Here is a 19,311-nt window from a genome sequence, read left to right on the forward strand (position 1 = left end):
ATGTCGCAACGTCGCCCCAAGCACGATCGGGTGCTCGTCGTCGACGACGATGCGTCGTTGGCGGAGATGCTCACGATCGTCCTTGAGGGCGAGGGATTCCGGACGTCCGTCTGTCACACCGGCGACGCGGTGATGGAGGCGTTCGAGGAGTTCAAGCCCGACGTGGTCCTGTTGGACCGGATGCTCCCGGGTCTGGACGGCATGGAGGTGTGCCGCCAGATCCGGGAGGTCTCGGGCGTCCCGATCGTGATGCTGACCGCCAAGGGCGAGACGCGTGACATCGTCGACGGCCTCGAGGTCGGAGCCGACGACTACCTCACCAAGCCGTTCCGCAACAGCGAGCTGATCGCCCGCATCCGGGCGCGCCTGCGTCGGCGCGATCCGCTCGGCGGGCGGATCGAGTTCGGTGGCATCGTGCTCGACCCGCAGGCGCACACGGTCACGCGGGACGGGCGTCCGGTCTCGCTGACCCCGCTTGAGTTCGACCTGCTGGCCTGCCTGATCTCGGCGCCCGAGCAGGTCTTCAGCCGCGAGGTGCTGCTGCAGAAGGTGTGGGGCTACCACCACCCCGGCGACACGAAGCTCGTGAACGTCCACATGACGCGCCTGCGGCAGAAGATCGAGGACGAAGCCGAGAACCCGCAGGTCATCCGCACGGTGCGCGGCATCGGCTACCAGGCGATCGACCCGGCGTCCCGCTGATGCGTCGGCTCGTGGGGCTGTGGCGCCGCTCGCTGCGCACCCGGGTCGTCATCAACACGGTGCTGCTGAGCACGGCCGTCATCCTGATCGTCGGCTGGGCGCTGCTGCACGACGTGGCCGGCGGCCTGGCCGAGAACCGCCGTGACGCCGCGATCGGCGAGGCGCGCGCCGGCCTGGAGCAGGCCCAGTCCCAGCTCGACGCCGCGGTCGACAGCGAGCCCACCCGCCAGTCGCCGGCGCTGACGCAGCTGGTCGACGCGCTGGCGGCGACCCGCGGCGAGAACCGCTCCTACGAGCTGGTCCTCCAGGGTCCTCTGGCCGAGGCCGGGGGAGCGCCCGTGCGGGCGTCGGGCAACGTCGGCATCGACGACGTGCCCGCCGACCTGGCTCGGCAGGTGTCCTCCGAGCAGGGCATCTTCTGGACGTTCTCGGAGCTGTCGATCTTCGGCACGGGCGACGTGCCGGTGGTCACGGTCGGCGGCCGGGTGACCGCACCGGGCTCGAACGACCGGTACGCGCTCTACTACGTGTTCTCGATGGCCGACCAGCAGGAGACGCTCGGGCTCGTCCGCACCGCGCTGCTGGCCGGTGGCGCGGGTCTGCTGGTCATGGTGACGCTCGTCGCGGGGCTGGTCGCGCGTCAGGTCGTCGAGCCGGTCCGGCTGGCCCGGCGCATCGCCGAGCGGTTCGCCGCCGGCAACCTCGAGCAACGCATGCACGTCAAGGGCGAGGACGACATCGCCCGGCTGAGCACGTCCTTCAACCAGATGGCCGAGAGCCTGCAGAGCCAGATCCGCCGTCTCGAGAACCTGTCCCGGCTGCAACAGCGGTTCGTCTCGGACGTCTCCCACGAGCTGCGCACGCCCCTGACGACGGTCCAGATGGCCGGTCAGGTGCTGTACGAGGCGCGCACGGGCTTCGACCCCCAGACGGCGCGGGCGGCCGAGCTGCTGCAGACCGAGGTCGGCCGGTTCGAGGCGCTGCTGTCGGACCTGCTGGACCTGAGCCGCTTCGACGCCGGCGCCGCCACCTTGGAGACCGACCCGGTGGACCTCGCGGCGGTGGCCCGCGCCGCCGCCGCGGACGACGTGCTGAAGCGTGCGGGCATCGTGGGCCACGCCCGCGGTGTCGAGCGGCCGGCGATCGTCGAGGCCGACATCCGCCGCGTCGACCGGATGGTGCGCAACCTCATCACCAACGCGGCCCGCTACAGCGAGTCCGAGGACGTCGACGTGATCGTGTCCCAGGCCGACGACCGGGTCTCGCTGGCCGTCCGCGACTACGGCGTCGGCATGGAGCCCGACGTGGTCCGCCGGGTCTTCGACCGCTTCTGGCGCGGTGATCCCGCGCGCTCGCACGGCGGCACGGGACTGGGCCTGGCGATCGCGCGGGAGGACGCGGCCCTGCACGGCGGGACGCTCGAGGTGTGGTCACGCCCCGGCGAGGGCACCGAGTTCATCCTGACCCTGCCGCGGGTGGCGGGGGAGCGCGTGTGGGAGCCCGTCACGGCGTCGGTGTTCGCATGAGGGCGCAGCGGGCGGCCCTGGTGCTGACGATCGTCGCCGCCGTGCTGGCGGGATGCACGGGCATCCCGACCTCCGGCCCGGTCGAGAGGGTCGAGGACGAATCGGGGTTCGGTGAGAGCACGGTCCGCTACACGCCGGCGGGGCCGGCGCCCCACGCGACCGAGGCCCAGATCGTGCGTGGCTTCCTGGACGCCATGCTGGCCTATCCGGTCACGCACCGGGTCGCGGCCGAGTACCTGACCCCGGAGGCCGCCGATGAGTGGCGCCCCGGGCAGAGCACCACGGTGTACACGGGGGCGGAGGTGTCCTCCGACCGCGTGGGTGCGGGGCGGATCGACCTGACCGCCGACGTGCGCCTCGACGCCCAGGGCCGGCTGAGCCGGGTGGCGGCGTCGCGACGGTGGGATCTCGACCTGCAGCGGATCGACGGCCAGTGGCGCATCGCAACCCCGCCCGACGGCGTGCTGGTGAGCCGGGACTGGTTCGAGGACTACGTCCGCACGTTCGACCTGTACTTCCTCGATCCGACCGGGAGTCACCTGGTGCCCGTGCCCGTCCATGAGGTCGTCGGCGATCAGCTGGCGACGTCGCTGATGACCAGCCTGGCCATCGGGCCGCAGTCCGGCTCGGCGCCGGGGCTCACGACGGCCGTCCCGCCCGTCCAGGACCTGCGCGCCTCCGTCCCGGTGGTGGACGGGGTGGCGCAGATCGAGTTCTCGACGCGGGTCGGCGATCTGGCGCCCGGGGTGCAGAAGCGTCTCTCGGCCCAGGTGGCGTGGACGCTGCGTCAGGTTCCTGTCGTGACCGACGTCCAGATCACCGGTGGCGGCACGGTCGTCGCGCCCGCGGGTGAACCGGTCCAGGACGCCGGCGGATGGACCTCCTTCGGACCCGACAAGTCGCGTCGCTGGGCCACCGTCGTGCTCGACGGTGGCGTCCAGCAGGTCGGACCGCGCTCCCGCGAGCCGCTGGCGGGGGACTGGGGCTCGAACGACGCCGGTGCGTCGATGGTCACGGCGGACGACGAGCGGGTCGTGGCCATCTGGCGCGATCGGGCCCGTGTGTCGACCGCGAACGGAGCGGACCCCGTCGAGATCACCGGAGAGCGGTTCCTGCGCCCGATCCTGGACATCGACGGGAACGCATGGTTGGTCGACCGGCCGGCCGGCCGGACCCGCGTCCGGGTGCATGACGGCGAGTCCTTCGTCGGCGTCCCGGCGCCCGACCTGCCGGGACTCTCGTCGTTCGCGATCTCGCCCGACGGAGCTCGGTACGCGGCGACGGCCGATGGCCGGTTGTTCGTCGGCGGGGTCGAGCGACGCGAGGGTCGCGTCGTGGGCCTGACCGACGCGACCCGGCTGGCGACCGCGGCCGGAGCCCGTCAGGTCGTGTGGGTCGACGGCTCGCGCGTAGCCCATCTGGGGCCGCCGGGCAGTCAGGTGCATTCGCTGCGGATCGACGGCACCGAGGCGGTCGACGCCTGGCCCGGCGGCGGCCAGCTCCTGCCGGACATCGAGCCGGTCGCCCTCGTGGCGACGGCGGCGGCCGACTCGGACCTGTACCTGCTCGACAGCGAGGGCGGCCTGTGGATGCTCGACCGGACCCGTTGGGTCGCGGTGGACATCGACGCCGCACGCGGGATCGCCTGACTCGTCCACAGCCGGCGTGCGCGGGCTGGCTGGGCGTCCGGTCCCGAGGTCAGACTGGCCGGGTGCGCGGGTGGTGGCAGGCGGCGGCCGATCTGGTCCTGGGGGTCTGCTGCCCGCTGTGCGGGGCGCCCGGTCTGCACGCGTGCCGAGCGTGTGTCACTGCGATCGCACCCGATCCGGTCCTGCTGGACGTCGGCGACATCTCGGTGGCGGTCGCGGGTGTCCACCAGGGACCGCGACGCGAGGCGTTGTTGGCCTGGAAGGTCGGTGGGGCGGCGAGCCTGGATCCGTTGATGGCCCACCACCTGGCGGCGGCCGTGGTGTCCCTGATCGGCGAGACCTCCTCGCTGGCCCTCGTGCCGGTGCCGTCGACCCGGCGTTCGCGCCGTGAGCGCGGTCGCGACCTCGTCACCGACCTGGCCGCGGCGACGGCGCGCACGCTCGTCGGCGTGGGTGTCGACGCGCAGGTCCGCCCGGTGCTGCGACTGCGCCGCCAGACGCGCGACCAGCACGCGCTGAGCCGGCGCGAACGGGCGCTCAACGTCGCCGGATCGATGGTGGCGCAGCGGGCGCCGAGCGGCCCCGTGGTGGTCGTCGACGACGTCCTCACGACCGGCTCGACCCTGCTCGAGGCGGTGCGCGCGCTGGCTGAAGCCGGGGCGTTCCCGATCCTCGGTGCAGCCGCAGTCGTGACTGCGCAGGCGGGTTCCTCACCGGTGGCGAGTCACCCCGACGACGGACTACGGTCGAGGTAGGGCGAGACGTTTCGGGACTCGCATTCGAGCAAGGAGACGAACATGGAAATCGTGGTCACCGGTCGCAACAGTGAGATCTCGGAGAAGTTCCGCAACCATGTCGCCGAGAAGCTCCAGCGGATCGAGAAATTCGACAGCCGCCAGCGGATCAGCCGGGTCGAGGTCGAGGTGACGCACGAGAAGAACCCGCGTCAGCCGGAGACCGCCGCCCGCGTCGAGATGACGCTCCGCTCGCGCGGCCCCGCCGTCCGGGTGGAGGCCAGCTCCACGGACCAGCACTCGGCCCTGGACGCCGCGGTCGACAAGCTCGAGACCCGCCTGCGCAAGGTCGTCGAGCGCAAGCGCAGCCACCGCGACAAGCACCGTCCCGAGTCCATCGCGGCGGCCACGGCCGACCTCCCCGTGGCCGACTTCGACGAGCTGGACGACACCGTGGAGTCCGACATCCGCAAGGTCGGACCGCTCGAGGTCGAGGGCGACGGCCCGCTCGTCGTGCGCGAGAAGGAGCACGTGTCCGAGGCGATGACCCTGGATCAGGCCCTCTACGAGATGGAGTTGGTCGGGCACGACTTCTACCTCTTCGTGGAGAAGGACTCGATGAAGCCGAGCGTCGTCTACCGCCGCAAGGGATACGACTACGGCGTGATTCGCCTGACGGTCGAGGGCTAACCTTCGGACGTGGCATGATCGGACCCGTGACTGCACACGGGGATGCCATCCGGGTCCTGCTCGTCGACGACCAAGAGTTGTTCCGACGTGGCGTGACCATGGTTCTCGGCGCCGACGGGGGGTTCGAGATCGAGGACGTCGACGACGGTGACGCCGCGTTGGAACGCATCGCGGAGGAGCCGTTCGACGTCGTCCTCCTCGACGTGCGGATGCCTCGCCGCAGCGGCGTCGAGATCTGTGGCGCGATCAAGGAGACCGCACCCACGACCGGCATCATCATGCTCACGGCCAGCGACGACGAGGCCGACCTGTACGAGTCGATCAAGGCCGGCGCCGCCGGGTACCTGCTGAAGGACGGCTCGACGTACGACCAGGTCGCCGAGGCGGTCAAGCTCGTCGCGGCCGGTCAGTCGTTGATCAGCCCCAGCATGGCCACGAAGCTGCTCGACGAGTTCGTGCACATGGCCAAGGGCCCGGCGCCGGCCACGACCCTGACCGCGCGCGAGCTGCAGGTGCTGCGCCTGGTCGCTCACGGCAAGAGCAACCGCGACATCGCCGGTGAGCTCTTCATCAGCGAGAACACGGTCAAGAACCACATCCGGAACATCCTCGAGAAGCTGCAGATGAAGTCGCGGATGGAGGCGGCCATGTACGCCGTCCGCAGCAAGCTCATCGACGACGTTCTGTGACGGCGCGCCTCTCGGCGCTGCAGGCTCGGCGCATCGCGCTCGGAGCGCAGGGGTTCACCCGCGCGCAGCCCGAGCAGGTGCGCCGCGAGCACGTGGCCCGGGTGGCGCGCCGCCTGGGCTTCTTCCAGATCGACTCCGTCAACGTCCTGCAGCGGGCGCACTACCTGCCGCTGTACTCGCGGCTGGGTCCTTACGACACCGATCTGCTGCATCGGGCCGCCGGCCGGGCGCCGCGGCTGCTGTTCGAGTACTGGGCGCACGAGGCCGCGCTCGTCGACGTCGACCTGTGGCCGGCGATGCACCACAAGATGCGCTCGGGGCGGGGCATGTGGGGCGGGATGGCCCGCGCCGTCCAGGAGAACCCCGAGCTGATCGACCAGGTCGAGGCGGCCGTCGCGCGATCAGGCCCGATCACGGCGCGTGAGCTGGAGGCCCGGCTCGGCGCGCAGGAGCGCGACCGGACGCACTGGGGCTGGAACTGGTCGCAGACCAAGCAGGCGCTGGAGTACCTGTTCTTCGTGGGGCGCCTGTCGTCCGCCCGGCGCAACGCCGCCTTCGAGCGCGAGTACGACCTGCCCGAGCGGGTGCTGCCGGCCCGGGTGCTCGCGCTCCCGGAGCCTTCGGACGAGGAGGCGCACCTGACGCTCGTGAGCCATGCGGCACAGGCCCTGGGCGTCGCCACGGTGCAGTGCCTGCGGGACTACTTCCGGCTGGCGCCCGCTCCGACCGCGGCAGCGGTCAGTGCCCTGGTGGCGGACGGCGTCCTCGAGCCGGTGACCATCGAGGGCTGGAAGCGACCGGCCTACCTGCACGCCGAGGCCGCGCGTCCCCGTCGGGTCGAGGCGCGGACCCTGCTCAGTCCCTTCGACCCCCTCGTCTTCGAGCGCACGCGCACCGAGCGGCTCTTCGACTTCCGCTACCGCATCGAGATCTACGTGCCCCAGGAGAAGCGCGTGCACGGCTACTACGTCCTGCCCTTCCTGCTGGGCGACCGGATCGTCGCGCGCGTGGACCTCAAGGCGGACCGCGCGTCCGGGCGGCTGCTGGTGCTCGGGTCGTTCGCCGAGCCCGGCGCCCCCGCCGAGACGGCCCGTGAGCTGGGGCAGGAACTGCTGCGACTGGCCGGCTGGCTGGGCCTGGGCGAGGTCGAGGTTCGTCCACGAGGTGATCTGGCCGCGATGCTGGCGCCGGAGTGTGCCACCGCGCACTAGGATGATCGGGTGCCGAAGATCATCGACAGTATCCTGCGTGCGGGCGAGGGCAAGATCCTCAAGCGCCTCGACCGCATCGCCGACCAGGTCAACGCCCTGAGCGACGAGTTCGCCGCCATGAGCGACGCCGAGCTGCGCGCCATGACCGACGAGTTCAAGGAGCGGCTGGCCGGCGGCGAGTCGCTCGACGACCTGCTGCCCGAGGCGTTCGCCACGGTCCGCGAGGCCGCCTCGCGCGTGCTGGGGCAGCGACACTTCGACGTCCAGCTGCTCGGTGGCGCCGCACTGCACCTGGGCAACATCGCCGAGATGAAGACCGGTGAGGGCAAGACCCTCGTCGCGACCCTCCCGTCGTACCTGAACGCCCTGACCGGCAAGGGCGTCCACGTGGTCACGGTCAACGACTACCTGGCCACCTACCAGTCCGAGATGATGGGCCGCGTCCACCACTTCCTCGGCCTGACGGTCGGCGTCGTCGTGGCCGGCCAGACGCCCGCGCAGCGCCGCGAGGCCTACGCCTGCGACATCACGTACGGCACGAACAACGAGTTCGGCTTCGACTACCTGCGCGACAACATGGCCGACAGCCTGGACGAGTGCGTCCAGCGCGGCCACCACTTCGCGATCGTGGATGAGGTCGACTCGATCCTCATCGACGAGGCCCGCACGCCGCTGATCATCTCGGGCCCCACCGAGGACGAGGTCAAGTGGTACGGCGAGTTCGCCCGCATGATCGACGCGATGCGGATCGACGAGCACTACGAGGTCGACGAGAAGAAGCGCACCGTCGCCGTCACCGAGAAGGCCATCGACGTCGTCGAGGACCAGCTCGGCATCGCGAACCTGTACGACGCGGTCAACACGCCGCTGATCGGCTTCCTGAACAACGCCGTCAAGGCCAAGGAGCTGTTCAAGCGCGACAAGGACTACGTCGTCATCGACGGCGAGGTCCTGATCGTCGACGAGCACACCGGCCGCCTGCTCGAGGGGCGCCGCTACAACGAGGGCCTGCACCAGGCGATCGAGGCGAAGGAGGGCGTGCGGATTCGCGAGGAGTACCAGACGCTCGCCACCATCACGCTGCAGAACTACTTCCGCCTGTACGACAAGCTCTCGGGCATGACCGGCACGGCCATGACCGAGGCCGCCGAGTTCGACAAGATCTACAAGCTGGGCGTCGTCCCGATCCGCACGAACAAGCCGGTGCGGCGCGACGACCTGCCCGACCTCGTCTACCGCACCGAGGACGCGAAGTTCAACGCCGTCGTCGACGACATCGCCGAGCGCCACGAGAAGGGCCAGCCGGTCCTGGTGGGCACCACGAGCGTCGCCAAGAGCGAGCGGCTCAGCAAGATGCTCAAGAAGAAGGGCATCGCGCACGAGGTCCTCAACGCCAAGCAGCACGACCGTGAGGCCGCGATCGTCGCGCGCGCCGGTCACCAGGGCGCCGTCACCGTCGCCACGAACATGGCCGGCCGCGGTACCGACATCATGCTCGGCGGCAGCGTCGAGTTCCTGGCCGACGCCGAGCTGCGCAGCAAGGGGCTCGACCCGGTCGAGACGCCCGAGGAGTACGAGGCCGCCTGGCCCGAGACCCTCGAGCGCATCGAGAAGCAGGTCGCTGCCGAGAAGGAGCAGGTCATCGCCGCCGGTGGCCTCGCGGTGATCGGCACCGAGCGGCACGAGTCGCGCCGTATCGACAACCAGCTGCGTGGCCGCTCGGGCCGTCAGGGCGACCCGGGCCTGACCCGGTTCTACCTGTCGCTCGAGGACGACCTGATGCGCCTGTTCAAGGGCGAGTGGGTCAACTGGATCCTGCAGACGATGAAGATCCCCGACGACGTGCCGATCGAGAACAAGCGCGTCACGAAGTCGATCGCGTCGGCGCAGGGACTGGTCGAGGCGCAGAACTTCGAGACCCGCAAGAACATCCTGAAGTACGACGACGTCATGAGCGCCCAGCGCGAGGTCGTCTACTCCCAGCGCCGTCGCGTTCTCGAGGGCGAGGACCTCGAGCCGCGCGTGCGTCAGATGATCGAGGACGTCACCGGCGCCTACGTCACGGCCGCCACGCAGGGCTACTCCACGACGTGGGAGCTCGACAAGCTCTGGACCGCGCTGCGCACCCTCTACCCGATCTCGCTCGAGCCCGACCAGGTCGTCGACGAGGTCGGCGGACTGGAGCGTCTCGATGCCCCGACGCTGCGCAAGCTGGTCGTCGAGGACGCGCTGGCCGCGTATGACAAGCGCGAGGCCGAGCTCGGCAACGAGGTCGCCCGTGAGCTCGAGCGCCGGGTCGTGCTGAGCGTGCTCGACCGCAAGTGGCGCGAGCACCTCTACGAGATGGACTACCTCCGCGAGGGCATCGGCCTGCGCGCGTACAGCCAGCGCGACCCGCTGGTCGAGTACCAGCGCGAGGGCTATGACCTGTTCAACGCGATGATGGAGGGCATCTCCGAGGAGTCGGTGGGCTACCTGTTCAACCTGAGCGTCGAGGTCGAGGTCGAGGAGGGCGACGACGACGACGCCCCGCAGATCATGGCCAAGGGCCTCGAGCCGGACACGACGCCCAAGCAGCTGTCGTACTCGGCCCCGTCGGAGGACGGCTCGGCGATCGCGGTGGACGAGTCGGTCGAGGTCGATGACGACGAGCTCGACGCCAACGAGGTCGCCCGCCAGAACAAGGCCAAGGAGGCCGCTCGCCGCAAGGCGAAGGCCGCTCGTCAGTCGCGCAAGAAGAACCGCTGACTCAGGCCCACGCGGCTGCGGTGCAGCGCCAGGTCGTGCGCCCCTGATGGTCACGACCGCGCTGCAGCCGCACCGCGATCGCGTGGGAGCGACCGCGGTGAACCATGCGTGCGGCGATCTCGGCGGCTCCGTCGTCGACCATCGCGATGTGCACCGAGACGACTCGCGGGCTGTGGCGCGCGCCGCCGGCGACGAACCGTGCGGTCACGTACTCGTGCAGCTGCTCGTACACGTCGCGGCTCAGCCACGCGCCGAGCTGCCGCGGCGGTCGCACGCCGGTGATGACCTCGGCCAGCGCCTGCGTGAATCGCGCGCACCGGTGACGCAGCTCGCGGGCGTCGCCGCGCTCGACCGGCACCGGTAGCAGCGGAGGCGACGGCGGGAAGGGCAGCGGCACCTGGTGCGGCGCGAACGGGTCGGTGGCGAGTGCGGTGGCGGTGATCATCGTGCTCCTGGTGGGTCGAGTCGCTGGCCGGGATGGATGAGGTCGGGGTCGGGGCCGATGACGTCGCGGTTGGCGTGGTGCCACCGGGCGACCTCGGCGACGGTCGCGTCGTCGTCGGCGCCGGGGGAGTGGTCGCGGACGATCGACCACAGGGACTCGCCCGCGACGACGACGTGGACCTCAGCGGCCGGCGGCGTCGAGCGGTGCGCGGTCGGCGCCTGCGTCAGTGGCCGCTCCGGCAGCGCCAGGCCGTCCAGGGCTCCCTGGGGGGAGCCGGCCCGGGCGGGCGTCGCCGTCGCGACGACGGCCCCGGTGACCAGCAGCGCACGCAGCAGCGGCGGGCCGAGTCGTGCCGCGAGCCGGCGATCGATGAGCGCCAGCGCGAGCCCCAGCAGCCACCACAGGACCCAGACCGCCAGGACGGCGGCCAGCAGCCAGCGCAGCGCGGTCTCCCACCCCAGCGTCGACAGATCGTCCATGCGCATCCCCGATCCATGGCGTCGGATGAACTCCGATGCATGCATTTGACGCCATATGACGTCGTGACCAGAGAAGCGCATGCCGAAGCGCCGCGTCAATGACGCGGGTGCGGGGATGTGGACAGGCGCTAGCGCGCGGTCTGGGCCCGGCGCAGGCGCTGGTTCTCGAGCCGCAGCCGTTCGAGCTCGGCCTCCAGTGCCAGGACCCGCTCGATGCCCGCCAGGTTCAGGCCCTCGGCCAGGAGGTCGCGAATGCGCCTCAGTCGCCGGATGTCCGCGCGGCTGTAGCGGCGGGTGCCACCGGCGGTGCGGTCCGGCTCGAGCAGGCCGCGACGCTCGTAGACCCGCAGGTTCTGCACCTGCATGGCGACCATCTCGGCGGCCACGGAGATGGCGTACACGCCGGTCTCGTCGTCCTCACGCATCGTCGTCCCTCCTGTCACCTGCATCGTACTTGACAAGGAATATGAAACGGGCAATATACGTTTCAATCAGCGGGAACCACCCCGATCACCGTGAGGAGGAGACGAACATGATGATTCGTTCGACCGACCCGTTCCGTGAGTTCGACCGGCTCACCCAGCAGCTCTTCGGCACCACCAACCGCCCCGCGGTCATGCCCATGGACGCATGGCGCGAGGGCGACACCTTCGTGGTCGAGTTCGACCTGCCCGGTGTGTCCAAGGAGAGCATCGACCTCGACATCGAGCGCAACGTCCTGACCGTGCGCGCCGAGCGCGTCGTCGGCAACGGCGACTGGGAGATGCTCGCCACCGAACGCGCTCGCGGCATGTTCAGCCGCCAGCTGGTCCTGGGCGACAATCTGGACCTCGACCGCATCGAGGCCGCCTACGACGACGGCGTCCTGCGGCTGAGCATCCCCGTCGCCGAGCGGGCCAAGCCGCGCAAGATCGAGATCACCGGAACGACGAAGGACGACCAGGCCGCCATCGGCGTCTGATCGATCCACCGACACCGTAGGGCCTCCCATCGGGAGGCCCTACGGTGTCTTCATGCGTTGGGACCGACTGTTCACCGATCTCGAGGGCGCCGCGGTGGATGCCCACGCAGAAGAGCGGGACGCCCTGGCCGAGGACCTGCGCGACGAGCAGTGGTCACGACTGTCCTGGACCGACCTGCTGGGCGGGCCGGACGTCCGCCTGGAGGTGGCCGGTCTCGGCGAGATCAGGGGTCGCGTGGTCGGCGTGGGCGACGTGGTTCTCGTGGAGGACGGCCTGCGCACGATCGTGGTCCTGCCCGAGGCGATCGTCGCGATCAGCGGATCGGACGGCCGTGCGTCGGCCGCCCCGGCGCTGCGCCGGACGCGCGGTCAGCTGGCTCGTGCCCTGCGGGACGCCGGTGCGCGGGTGCGCGTCGTCCGCCGTGACGGCCGAGCGGTCGAGGGGGTCGTGGCGGCCGTCGGGTCGGACTTCGTGCAGATCACCGCGACCGGCCGGAGCGTCAGTCTGCCGTGGGCGTCGATTGCGGCTCTCGAGGAGCGCTGACCTCGGTGTCGCGCGCCGTCCGCTCGTACTGGCGGGCGATGTAGTCCTCGAGCGCGCTGGCCTCGATGCGCCACATCTTGCGGCCACCGACCTGGAACCCGCGCAGCTCGCCGGACTTGAGCAGGCTCCAGACGACCCGCACGTCGACCTTGAGCGTCTCGGCGACGTCGTTCGCGGTGAGGAACTGGTGCTCGGGAGCCATGGCGTCATTCTCACACGGTGCCCCGCGGACGAGGCGCAGGTCACGACCGGACTGTGGACGAACGGTGGCACCGGGTCCGCGTGACCCCGTATGCATGCCTCATGCATGTCACGGGGGGTGACACGCCCCGGCGCACCAGCGCCCGGCGCACCTCGATCTCCAGATGGCGCAATCCGCGACTCCTGATGGGCGCCGTCCTGGTGCTGACGTCGGCCGTCGCAGGCGGCTGGCTCGTCGCGACCGCGCGCGACTCGACCGACTACTGGCTGGTGCGCGCCGAGGTGAAGGCCGGCGAGCCGGTCCGCGCCGACCAGTTGGCGCCGGTGTCGGGACGGGTCGAGGCGGCGGGGGCGGACGCCCTCCTGCCCATCGAGTACGGCGTGCCGCGCGGCGTCTGGTCGCGCGACGTCGGAGCGGGCACCCTGATGACGCGCGACGCGGTGCACCGCGGGGTCGAGCCGGGCCGCCAACTGGCGATGGCTCTCACCGCGGGGTCGGCTCCACCCGATCTGGAGACGGGGGACCGGGTGGACGTGTGGGCCGGTCCGGGCGAGACGGGCGACGGCACGGTCTCGACCCGTCGGGTGCTGGCCGACGTCGCCGTCGTCACCGTGTCGGCTCCGGACGGGACGGGATCGCGCACGCTCGTCGTCGACACGGATCGACGCGGTCCCGACGCCGAGGTCGTCGACGCGGTCGCCCGCGGCCGGCTGAGCGTGGTGCGCGTCCCGTGACCGACCTCGTGCGGGTCGCCGTCGCCGCCTGCGGAGCCTCCTGGGAGGCCGCGGTGCTCGACGAGATCGAGCGCGACCCCCGCCTGCTCCTGGTGCGGCGCTGCGTCGACGTGGCCGATCTGCTCGCGACGGCCGGCACGCACCGGATCGACGTCGCCCTGCTGGCCGTCGAGGCGCCCGGCCTGGACGCCGCCGTCGTGGACCGCCTCGCCGAGTCGGGTGTGCGGGCGGCGACGGTCGAGGCCGACGGCACGCACCTGGGCATCGAGCACGCGGCGCGGCTGGGCGATCTCGCGGCGATGGGCGCCGTGCCGGTGCAGCCGCGCGAGCCCGAGGGCGAGCCCGGCCGGCTGGTCGCGGTCTGGGGAGCGACCGGGGCACCGGGGCGCAGCACGCTGGCCGTGTCCCTCGCTGCCGCGGCGGCGGCGGGCGGCCACCGCGTCGCCCTGGTCGACGCGGACGTGTACGGCGGGTCCATCGGTCAGCTGCTGGGCGTCCTCGACGAGGTCAGCGGGATCATGGCTGCCTGCCGCGACGTCAACCGAGGCCGCCCCGAGGCCGCCACGTCCCATCTCCTGCAGGTGACTCCGCACTGGAACCTGCTGACGGGCGTGCCCCGATCCGACATGTGGCACCACCTGCGACCCGAGGCCCTCGAACGGGTGCTGCGTGCGCTCTGCCGCGATCACGAGCTCGTCGTGGTCGACTGCGGCTTCGGCGTGGAGGCCGGCTTCGGCCAGCAGCCGTCCCGCGACCAGGTGACCCGACGCGTTCTCGACCTGGCCGACGAGGTGATGGTGGTCGGCCGGGTCGACCCGGTCGGCCTGGCCCGGCTCGTGCGCGCCCTCGACGACGCCGAGCCGTGGTCCCGCCCGCCGCGGCTGGTGCTCAACGGGTTCCGCAGTGCTCTGGGCTGGACCGAGCGTGAGGTCGCCCAGGCGGTCCGTGAGCTGACGGGCCAGACGCCGTGGGCGTTCCTGCCCCAGGACGGCCCGGGACACGACCTCGCGGTCATGACCGGTCGCCCCGTCCGCGAGGTCGCTCCGGGCTCGGGATACGTGTCCCGGGTCGAGCGTCTTGCGGCCGATCTGGTGCCCGCCCGGTGGTAAGTTGCGGAGCTACGCGAGCACCGAGGCGAGGACATCAGGAGACGGAATGCAACGACTGAGCCCGCTCGATGCGATGTTCCTGCATCAGGACCATCCCGAGACGCCGCGCCAGGTCGCCTCGCTGGCGATCATCACGCCCGGTGAGCGGCCCCTGGACTACGACCGGCTCATCCAGGTGATCAACGAACGCATCGACCTGGTGCCGCGCTACCGCCAGGTGCCGCGCCGGGTGCCCGGTGGGCTCGGCATGCCGGTGTGGGTGGACGACGAGCACTTCGACCTCTCCCTGCACGTGCGGCGCTCGGCGCTGCCGCGACCCGGCGGGCGCGATGCCCTGCACGAGCTCGTGGGCCGCCTCGTCGCGCGTCGGCTCGACCACGAGCGCCCGTTGTGGGAGCTCTACCTCATCGAGGGGCTCCAGGGCGGCGAGCTGGCCCTGCTGTTCAAGTCGCACCAGGCGCTCGTCGACGGCTCCCACACGGTCGACCTGGCCCAGGTCCTGCTGGAGGAGACCCAGCGCGATCGCACGATCCCGCACGAGGAGTGGATCCCGCGGTCCGCGCCCGGCGCGATCGAGCTGGTCGCCGGCTCCGTGCGCTCCCAGCTGAGCCGACCCGCCGAGCTGCTGTGGAGCGGCGAGTACCAGTGGTCGCGGCTCACCTCGAAGCTGCCGGTCCTGAGTCCCGACTCGGCCACGCACAGCCCGCTGGTCTCCGCGCTGTCGCGGCACCGCCGCTTCACGACCGTCAGCGCTCCGCTGAGCGACTTCCGCCGGGTGCGTGACGAGCACGGCGGCACGGTCAACGACGTGATCCTGGCGGCGATCGCCGGCGGCCTGCGCGGCTGGATGCTCACCCGCGCCGAGCCCGTCACGGCCAAGACGGGGTTCCGGGCGATGGTGCCGATGTCGGTCACGCGCGACGGACCGGCCGGGGAAGGGCTCCCGACCTCGCTGGGGCCGCGTGTGCGCGGACTCATGCTCACGCTCCCGGTGGGGGAGTCGAACGCGGTCGTGCGCCTGCACCAGGTGTCCTACGCGCTCAAGGGCCACCGCGAGATGGGGTCGGCCGTGGCCGCGAACAAGATGGCCAGCCTGCCGGGCTTCGCCACCTCCACCTTCCACGCGGTGGGCGCCCGCGTCGCCGCGGACGAGTCGCACCGCCCGTACCACCTCGTGATCACCAACGTCCCCGGTCCGCAGGACCCGGTGTACATGGCCGGACAGCAGCTCAAGGAGATCTATCCCGCGCTCCCGCTGACCGGCCACCGGACGATCTCGGTGGGCGTGACGTCCTATGACGGCCACGTCTACTTCGGGGTGGTCACCGACCGGGAGTCGGTTCCGGACGCCGACGTCCTGGGGCAGTGCATCCTGGAGGCGCTGGAAGAGCTGACCGAGACGATCGGTCCCCGTCGAACTCGCGCCCCGCGCGGAAGGAAGAGGCCCACATGAGCGACGTCCGGGTCTACGCAGCAGCGGACGTGCAGGCCCTGCGCGCGCTGGCCGACGACCAACCGGTCACCCTCGACTACGTCATCGCCGCCTCGGCGGAGGAGGAGGACGAGTACGACGCGCTGATGACCGCGGCCGAGGACGGCGCGGTCGTGGTGTGCGCGCTCGTCGAGACCGACGGCGCTCCGGTGCGCCTCGACGGGCTCCAGGCCCTGCACGTCGACATCGACGGCACCGGCGACCTGGCCTGGTACGCGCCGCAGGAGCTCGACGACGTCATCGAGCTCCTGGACGCGTGACCGTCAGAGGCGGGTCTTGCCGTACTCGACCTCGTCCTTGAGCGAGGCCGAGATCGCCTTGGCGACCTCCGGCTCGATCCGGCGGCCGATGAGCGGGATGGAGACCTTGACGTCACCGTCGACCGACATCGTCGTGGCGGCGCCGTGGGCCGCGAGGGTGGAGGTGCCCTGCATCCGTGCGGGCTGCCCGTGGATGTCGACCGACACGTCGGCGGTGCGCGAGCCCGCCGCGTCGGCCGGGCCCCACTTCTCGACCTGGGTGACCGTCACGGCGTCGCCGGTGAGCTTCTTTATGAAGTCGGGCATGTCCGACTCCATCGTGCGCACGATCGTGACGGTCGTGGTGTCGCCCTGCGACTCGACGGTCACGGTGTAGTCGCGCGCTCCTTGGCGCTCGCAGGACTCCTCACGGAAGGCCAGGTCGCTGATCAGGCCGAAGACCTGCTGGGGGTCGGCCGGGTACTCGAACCGCTCGGTGAACTTCACGCGTCGTCCTCACTGGTGGGGGAGCCGGCGCCGAGCCCCTTGAGCTCGGCCAGGCGGGCTTCGATCTCGAGCTGGCCGGCGTCGGCCTCCAGCTCGGCGAACTGGGCGTCCAGGCTCGTGGAGGCGAGCTCCTGCTGGCCCTGGACCTGGGCCTCGATGCGGCGGACCCGCTCCTCGTAGCGGCTGAGCTCGCTCGTGGGATCGAGGATGTCGAGGGACCTGATGGCGCCGGTGACCTGCGCCTGCGCCTCGGCCGTGCGGTGGCGGGCCACCAGCTCGTCGCGCTTGGCGTTGAGCTCGGTCAGCTTGCCGCGCATGGCGACCAGCCCGGTCTTGAGCTGCTCGACGACCTCGCCCTGCTGGGCGATCATCGGCGCAGCGGCGCGGGCCTCGTTCTCGGCGGAGATCTGCTTGCCCAGCGCGACCTTGGCGAGCTGGTCGAAGCGGTCGGCCTCGCCCGCGTGCCCGCCGGCGCGCAGCTGGTCGGCCTTGTTGGAGGCGGCGATCGCCTTGGCGCCCCACTCCTTCGCGGCGGCGACGTCCTCGGCGTGGTCGGCCTCGGCCAGCCGCAGGTTGCCGATCGTCTGCGCCACGGCCTTCTCGGCCTCGGCGATGGAGTTGGTGTAGTCGCGGACCATCTGGTCGAGCATCTTCTGCGGATCCTCAGCCTTGTCCAGGAGGGCGTTGATGTTCGCCTTCGTCAGCTGGGAGATGCGCCCGAGGATGGACTGTTTCTGTGCCATGCGTCGATCATGGTGCACCGTGCAAAGCAGCCGCAACCTCCATGCCCGAGAATGACACCGGTGTCATTAACACGAACAAACCTTAAAGTTTGGCTTTAGGTTCACATCGGCGTGTCGGTGCCATAGGGTGTCGATCATGCGTCGACTGGGACTCGTGGGACTCGTGTGCCTTTTCGTCATGGCCGGGCTCACCGCCACCGCGTCCTCGGCGCAGGCGTTCGCGCTGATCTGCAGCGGCAAGACGAAGGCCCAGGTCGCCGCGTGCGACACCTCGGGCTATGCCGACGTCATGCACCAGATGCACTGGCGGATGTACGCCGGTCACAACTGCACGAACTACGTCGCGTACCGGCTGAAGCGCAACGGGGTCCCCGAGCCGAAGATCCTCATGGGCAACGCGCGCGACTGGCACACGAACGCCAAGAAGCTCGGATACGTCGTCGACAACCGTCCCGCGGTCGGCGCGATCGCGCAGTGGTCCAAGGCCTCCAGCCACGTCGCGTACGTCGAGGAGGTCGGCCCGAAGCACCTGATCCTGTCCGAGGACAGCTACACCTCGAAGGTCTACCGCCGGTACAAGGTCTCGACGGGCGACTCCTGGTACCCCGAGCGGTTCATCCACTTCAAGGACTTGGGCGCGCCGGGCGCGCCGGTTCCGACTCCCACCCCGACCCCCACGCCAGCACCCGCTCCCGCGCCGACGCCGGTGAAGGCGAGCGTCGCCGTGTCGGCTCCGGCCAAGGTCAGCACCCGCATCGCTCCCAAGGTCACCGTCAAGGTGTCCGCCAGTCGGGTCGCGCCGGTCGGCAAAGTGCACATCCGCCGCGGCGGGGTCACGGTCAAGACCGTCAACCTGACCGCGGCGTCGAAGGGCACCGCCACCGTCGCGATCCCGAAGATGAAGCGTGGCAAGCAGTGGATCTCGGCGGTCTATGTGGGCAACTCCCAGATCCGCAAGAGCACGAGCCGCACCATCAAGGTCGTCGTGACCAAGCCGCCCAAGGTCGTCTCGGCGAAGACGACGATCGCGCTGCCGAAGGGGCCGTACGCGACCGGCGCCCGGCCCGCGGCCACCGTCACCGTGAAGCCGACGGACGGACGCGTCGTGACCAACAAGATCTCGGTCTACGTCGACGGCAAGCGGATCGCCTCGCCCGCCCTGACCAAGGCCAAGCGCGGGAAGGTCTCGGTCCGCCTGCCCGCTCTGGCCCCCGGCAAGCACACGATCCGGGCCACGTACTGGGGCTCCAAGACGGTGCGTCGGTCCTACGCCAAGGCCGTGAGCTTCACCGTGGTCGAGCCCACGACCGCCGGCGTGACCCTGGACAAGTCCTCGGTCGGCCCGGCCGAGCCCGCGCACGTGACGGCCACCGTGACGACGACGCGGAAGGTCGCGCCCACCTCCGGTGAGGTCTGGGTGCTCGCCGACGGGGTGAAGGTCGCCGCGGCGACCCTGACCCCGGCCGCCCGCGGGTCGGTCCGGATCGCCCTGCCGGCCCTCGAGCCGGGCACCCGGAAGATCGCGGTGCAGTACCGCGGCGCCACGTTCCAGACCGCCTCGGCGAGTCCGGAGGTCCCGCTCGTGGTCCGCGACCGGTCGGTCACGACGACCGCCCTGTCGGCGACCTCGGTCAAGGCGACCGCCTCGGCGAAGCTGACCGTGACGGTGCAGTCGGGCCGGGGCGCCGCCCTCACCGCCGGCACGATCACCGTGAAGGCCGGGACCAAGACGATCGCCACGGCGACCGTGACGGCCGCGTCGAAGGGCAAGGTCGTCGTGACCCTGCCCAAGCTCGCGGTGGGCAAGCACGCGATCACGGCCGCGTTCTCGGGGACCGACCTGGTCGATCCCTCGGCAGCCGCCGCGCGCACCCTCACTGTCACGAAGTAGGCCACGTACGCTGGTG

The 19,311-nt window shown here is 71.0% G+C and carries 21 protein-coding genes; 15 read left to right on the forward strand and 6 right to left on the reverse strand.

Going from position 1 to position 19,311, the window contains the following annotated elements; genetic code table 11:
* From mtrA to secA, 8 genes are all read left to right on the forward strand, one after another.
* Positions 1-702: an MtrAB system response regulator MtrA gene (mtrA, locus tag NP095_RS04275; RefSeq protein WP_232417212.1), complete on the forward strand. Its 702-nt coding sequence runs from the start codon at positions 1-3 to the stop codon at positions 700-702.
* Positions 702-2,228: an MtrAB system histidine kinase MtrB gene (gene mtrB / locus NP095_RS04280; RefSeq protein WP_232417211.1), complete on the forward strand. Its 1,527-nt coding sequence runs from the start codon at positions 702-704 to the stop codon at positions 2,226-2,228. The genes mtrA and mtrB overlap by 1 nt, the downstream gene beginning before the upstream one ends.
* A complete protein-coding gene (locus NP095_RS04285; protein ID WP_232417210.1) occupies positions 2,225-3,877 on the forward strand; it encodes an LpqB family beta-propeller domain-containing protein in 1,653 nt (550 codons plus the stop codon). The genes mtrB and NP095_RS04285 overlap by 4 nt, the downstream gene beginning before the upstream one ends.
* 62 nt (positions 3,878-3,939) lie before the next feature.
* Positions 3,940-4,632 carry a ComF family protein gene (locus NP095_RS04290; protein ID WP_232417209.1) on the forward strand — a complete coding sequence of 231 codons (693 nt, stop codon included), beginning with the start codon at positions 3,940-3,942 and terminating at the stop codon, positions 4,630-4,632.
* A 42-nt stretch (positions 4,633-4,674) separates the two neighbouring features.
* Complete coding sequence (gene hpf / locus NP095_RS04295) at positions 4,675-5,301, forward strand: ribosome hibernation-promoting factor, HPF/YfiA family (protein ID WP_232417208.1); 627 nt, start codon at positions 4,675-4,677, stop codon at positions 5,299-5,301.
* A 26-nt stretch (positions 5,302-5,327) separates the two neighbouring features.
* Entirely contained in the window at positions 5,328-5,990 is a 663-nt protein-coding gene (locus NP095_RS04300) for a response regulator (RefSeq protein ID WP_232417207.1), read from the forward strand.
* On the forward strand, positions 5,987-7,201 hold the full coding sequence (locus NP095_RS04305) for a winged helix-turn-helix domain-containing protein (protein ID WP_232417206.1): 1,215 nt from the start codon (positions 5,987-5,989) through the stop codon (positions 7,199-7,201). The genes NP095_RS04300 and NP095_RS04305 overlap by 4 nt, the downstream gene beginning before the upstream one ends.
* 9 nt (positions 7,202-7,210) lie before the next feature.
* Positions 7,211-9,949 (forward strand): preprotein translocase subunit SecA, encoded by a 2,739-nt coding sequence (secA, locus tag NP095_RS04310; RefSeq protein ID WP_455423610.1) that lies wholly within the window; start codon positions 7,211-7,213, stop codon positions 9,947-9,949.
* Position 9,950: 1 nt separating this feature from the next.
* On the opposite strand, the gene NP095_RS04315 is transcribed toward secA, so the two are convergent.
* The 3 genes from NP095_RS04315 to NP095_RS04325 form a co-directional block, all read right to left on the reverse strand.
* Positions 9,951-10,394, reverse strand: coding sequence for an Rv3235 family protein (locus NP095_RS04315; protein WP_232417205.1), 444 nt, complete (start codon positions 10,392-10,394; stop codon positions 9,951-9,953).
* Positions 10,391-10,873: a LysM peptidoglycan-binding domain-containing protein gene (locus tag NP095_RS04320; RefSeq protein ID WP_232417204.1), complete on the reverse strand. Its 483-nt coding sequence runs from the start codon at positions 10,871-10,873 to the stop codon at positions 10,391-10,393. Before NP095_RS04320 ends, NP095_RS04315 begins: the two co-directional genes overlap by 4 nt.
* 128 nt (positions 10,874-11,001) lie before the next feature.
* Entirely contained in the window at positions 11,002-11,298 is a 297-nt protein-coding gene (locus NP095_RS04325; protein ID WP_232417203.1) for a MerR family transcriptional regulator, read from the reverse strand.
* A gap of 107 nt (positions 11,299-11,405) precedes the next feature.
* On the opposite strand from NP095_RS04325, the gene NP095_RS04330 reads away from it, so the two are divergent.
* Positions 11,406-11,834 carry an Hsp20/alpha crystallin family protein gene (locus NP095_RS04330; protein WP_304523541.1) on the forward strand — a complete coding sequence of 143 codons (429 nt, stop codon included), beginning with the start codon at positions 11,406-11,408 and terminating at the stop codon, positions 11,832-11,834.
* Positions 11,835-11,886: 52 nt separating this feature from the next.
* Positions 11,887-12,378: a hypothetical protein gene (locus NP095_RS04335; RefSeq protein WP_232417202.1), complete on the forward strand. Its 492-nt coding sequence runs from the start codon at positions 11,887-11,889 to the stop codon at positions 12,376-12,378.
* Here NP095_RS04335 and NP095_RS04340 read toward each other — a convergent pair.
* A complete protein-coding gene (locus tag NP095_RS04340) occupies positions 12,335-12,580 on the reverse strand; it encodes a helix-turn-helix domain-containing protein (RefSeq protein ID WP_232417201.1) in 246 nt (81 codons plus the stop codon). The two genes, NP095_RS04335 and NP095_RS04340, sit on opposite strands and share 44 nt — an antisense overlap.
* A gap of 101 nt (positions 12,581-12,681) precedes the next feature.
* On the opposite strand from NP095_RS04340, the gene NP095_RS04345 reads away from it, so the two are divergent.
* From NP095_RS04345 to NP095_RS04360, 4 genes are read left to right on the forward strand one after another with little or no spacing between them, the layout of a single operon-like run.
* Entirely contained in the window at positions 12,682-13,314 is a 633-nt protein-coding gene (locus NP095_RS04345) for a hypothetical protein (protein ID WP_232417200.1), read from the forward strand.
* Complete coding sequence (locus NP095_RS04350; protein WP_232417199.1) at positions 13,311-14,423, forward strand: AAA family ATPase; 1,113 nt, start codon at positions 13,311-13,313, stop codon at positions 14,421-14,423. Before NP095_RS04345 ends, NP095_RS04350 begins: the two co-directional genes overlap by 4 nt.
* Before the next feature lie 46 nt (positions 14,424-14,469).
* On the forward strand, positions 14,470-15,876 hold the full coding sequence (locus tag NP095_RS04355; RefSeq protein ID WP_232417198.1) for a WS/DGAT/MGAT family O-acyltransferase: 1,407 nt from the start codon (positions 14,470-14,472) through the stop codon (positions 15,874-15,876).
* Positions 15,873-16,175 (forward strand): hypothetical protein, encoded by a 303-nt coding sequence (locus NP095_RS04360; RefSeq protein ID WP_232417197.1) that lies wholly within the window; start codon positions 15,873-15,875, stop codon positions 16,173-16,175. The genes NP095_RS04355 and NP095_RS04360 overlap by 4 nt, the downstream gene beginning before the upstream one ends.
* Positions 16,176-16,178: 3 nt before the next feature.
* Here the strand turns inward: NP095_RS04360 and NP095_RS04365 are convergent, their stop codons facing one another.
* Together NP095_RS04365 and NP095_RS04370 are read right to left on the reverse strand one after the other, a co-directional pair.
* Positions 16,179-16,661: a DUF2505 domain-containing protein gene (locus NP095_RS04365; RefSeq protein WP_232417196.1), complete on the reverse strand. Its 483-nt coding sequence runs from the start codon at positions 16,659-16,661 to the stop codon at positions 16,179-16,181.
* Positions 16,658-17,404 carry a PspA/IM30 family protein gene (locus tag NP095_RS04370; protein WP_232417195.1) on the reverse strand — a complete coding sequence of 249 codons (747 nt, stop codon included), beginning with the start codon at positions 17,402-17,404 and terminating at the stop codon, positions 16,658-16,660. The genes NP095_RS04365 and NP095_RS04370 overlap by 4 nt, the downstream gene beginning before the upstream one ends.
* Positions 17,405-17,540: 136 nt before the next feature.
* On the opposite strand from NP095_RS04370, the gene NP095_RS15240 reads away from it, so the two are divergent.
* The gene (locus NP095_RS15240; RefSeq protein WP_304523540.1) at positions 17,541-19,295 is read left to right on the forward strand and encodes an Ig-like domain repeat protein; all 1,755 of its coding nucleotides are present in this window, start codon (positions 17,541-17,543) and stop codon (positions 19,293-19,295) included.
* Positions 19,296-19,311: the final 16 nt, after the last annotated feature.

Source organism: Aeromicrobium duanguangcaii (genome assembly GCF_024508295.1).
In the GTDB taxonomy this organism is placed as follows: Bacteria; Actinomycetota; Actinomycetes; order Propionibacteriales; family Nocardioidaceae; genus Aeromicrobium; species Aeromicrobium duanguangcaii.

Excerpts from the sequence above, each read along its gene's own strand:
- mtrA (WP_232417212.1), top strand. The coding sequence starts at position 1 with ATGTCGCAACGTCGCCCCAAGCACGATCGGGTGCTCGTCGTCGACGAC.
- mtrB (WP_232417211.1), top strand. The coding sequence starts at position 702 with ATGCGTCGGCTCGTGGGGCTGTGGCGCCGCTCGCTGCGCACCCGGGTC.
- NP095_RS04285 (WP_232417210.1), top strand. The coding sequence starts at position 2,225 with ATGAGGGCGCAGCGGGCGGCCCTGGTGCTGACGATCGTCGCCGCCGTG.
- hpf (WP_232417208.1), top strand. The coding sequence starts at position 4,675 with ATGGAAATCGTGGTCACCGGTCGCAACAGTGAGATCTCGGAGAAGTTC.
- NP095_RS04315 (WP_232417205.1), bottom strand. The coding sequence starts at position 10,394 with ATGATCACCGCCACCGCACTCGCCACCGACCCGTTCGCGCCGCACCAG.
- NP095_RS04320 (WP_232417204.1), bottom strand. The coding sequence starts at position 10,873 with ATGGACGATCTGTCGACGCTGGGGTGGGAGACCGCGCTGCGCTGGCTG.
- NP095_RS04325 (WP_232417203.1), bottom strand. The coding sequence starts at position 11,298 with ATGCGTGAGGACGACGAGACCGGCGTGTACGCCATCTCCGTGGCCGCC.
- NP095_RS04330 (WP_304523541.1), top strand. The coding sequence starts at position 11,406 with ATGATGATTCGTTCGACCGACCCGTTCCGTGAGTTCGACCGGCTCACC.
- NP095_RS04335 (WP_232417202.1), top strand. The coding sequence starts at position 11,887 with ATGCGTTGGGACCGACTGTTCACCGATCTCGAGGGCGCCGCGGTGGAT.
- NP095_RS04340 (WP_232417201.1), bottom strand. The coding sequence starts at position 12,580 with ATGGCTCCCGAGCACCAGTTCCTCACCGCGAACGACGTCGCCGAGACG.
- NP095_RS04345 (WP_232417200.1), top strand. The coding sequence starts at position 12,682 with ATGCATGTCACGGGGGGTGACACGCCCCGGCGCACCAGCGCCCGGCGC.
- NP095_RS04355 (WP_232417198.1), top strand. The coding sequence starts at position 14,470 with ATGCAACGACTGAGCCCGCTCGATGCGATGTTCCTGCATCAGGACCAT.
- NP095_RS04360 (WP_232417197.1), top strand. The coding sequence starts at position 15,873 with ATGAGCGACGTCCGGGTCTACGCAGCAGCGGACGTGCAGGCCCTGCGC.
- NP095_RS04370 (WP_232417195.1), bottom strand. The coding sequence starts at position 17,404 with ATGGCACAGAAACAGTCCATCCTCGGGCGCATCTCCCAGCTGACGAAG.
- NP095_RS15240 (WP_304523540.1), top strand. The coding sequence starts at position 17,541 with ATGCGTCGACTGGGACTCGTGGGACTCGTGTGCCTTTTCGTCATGGCC.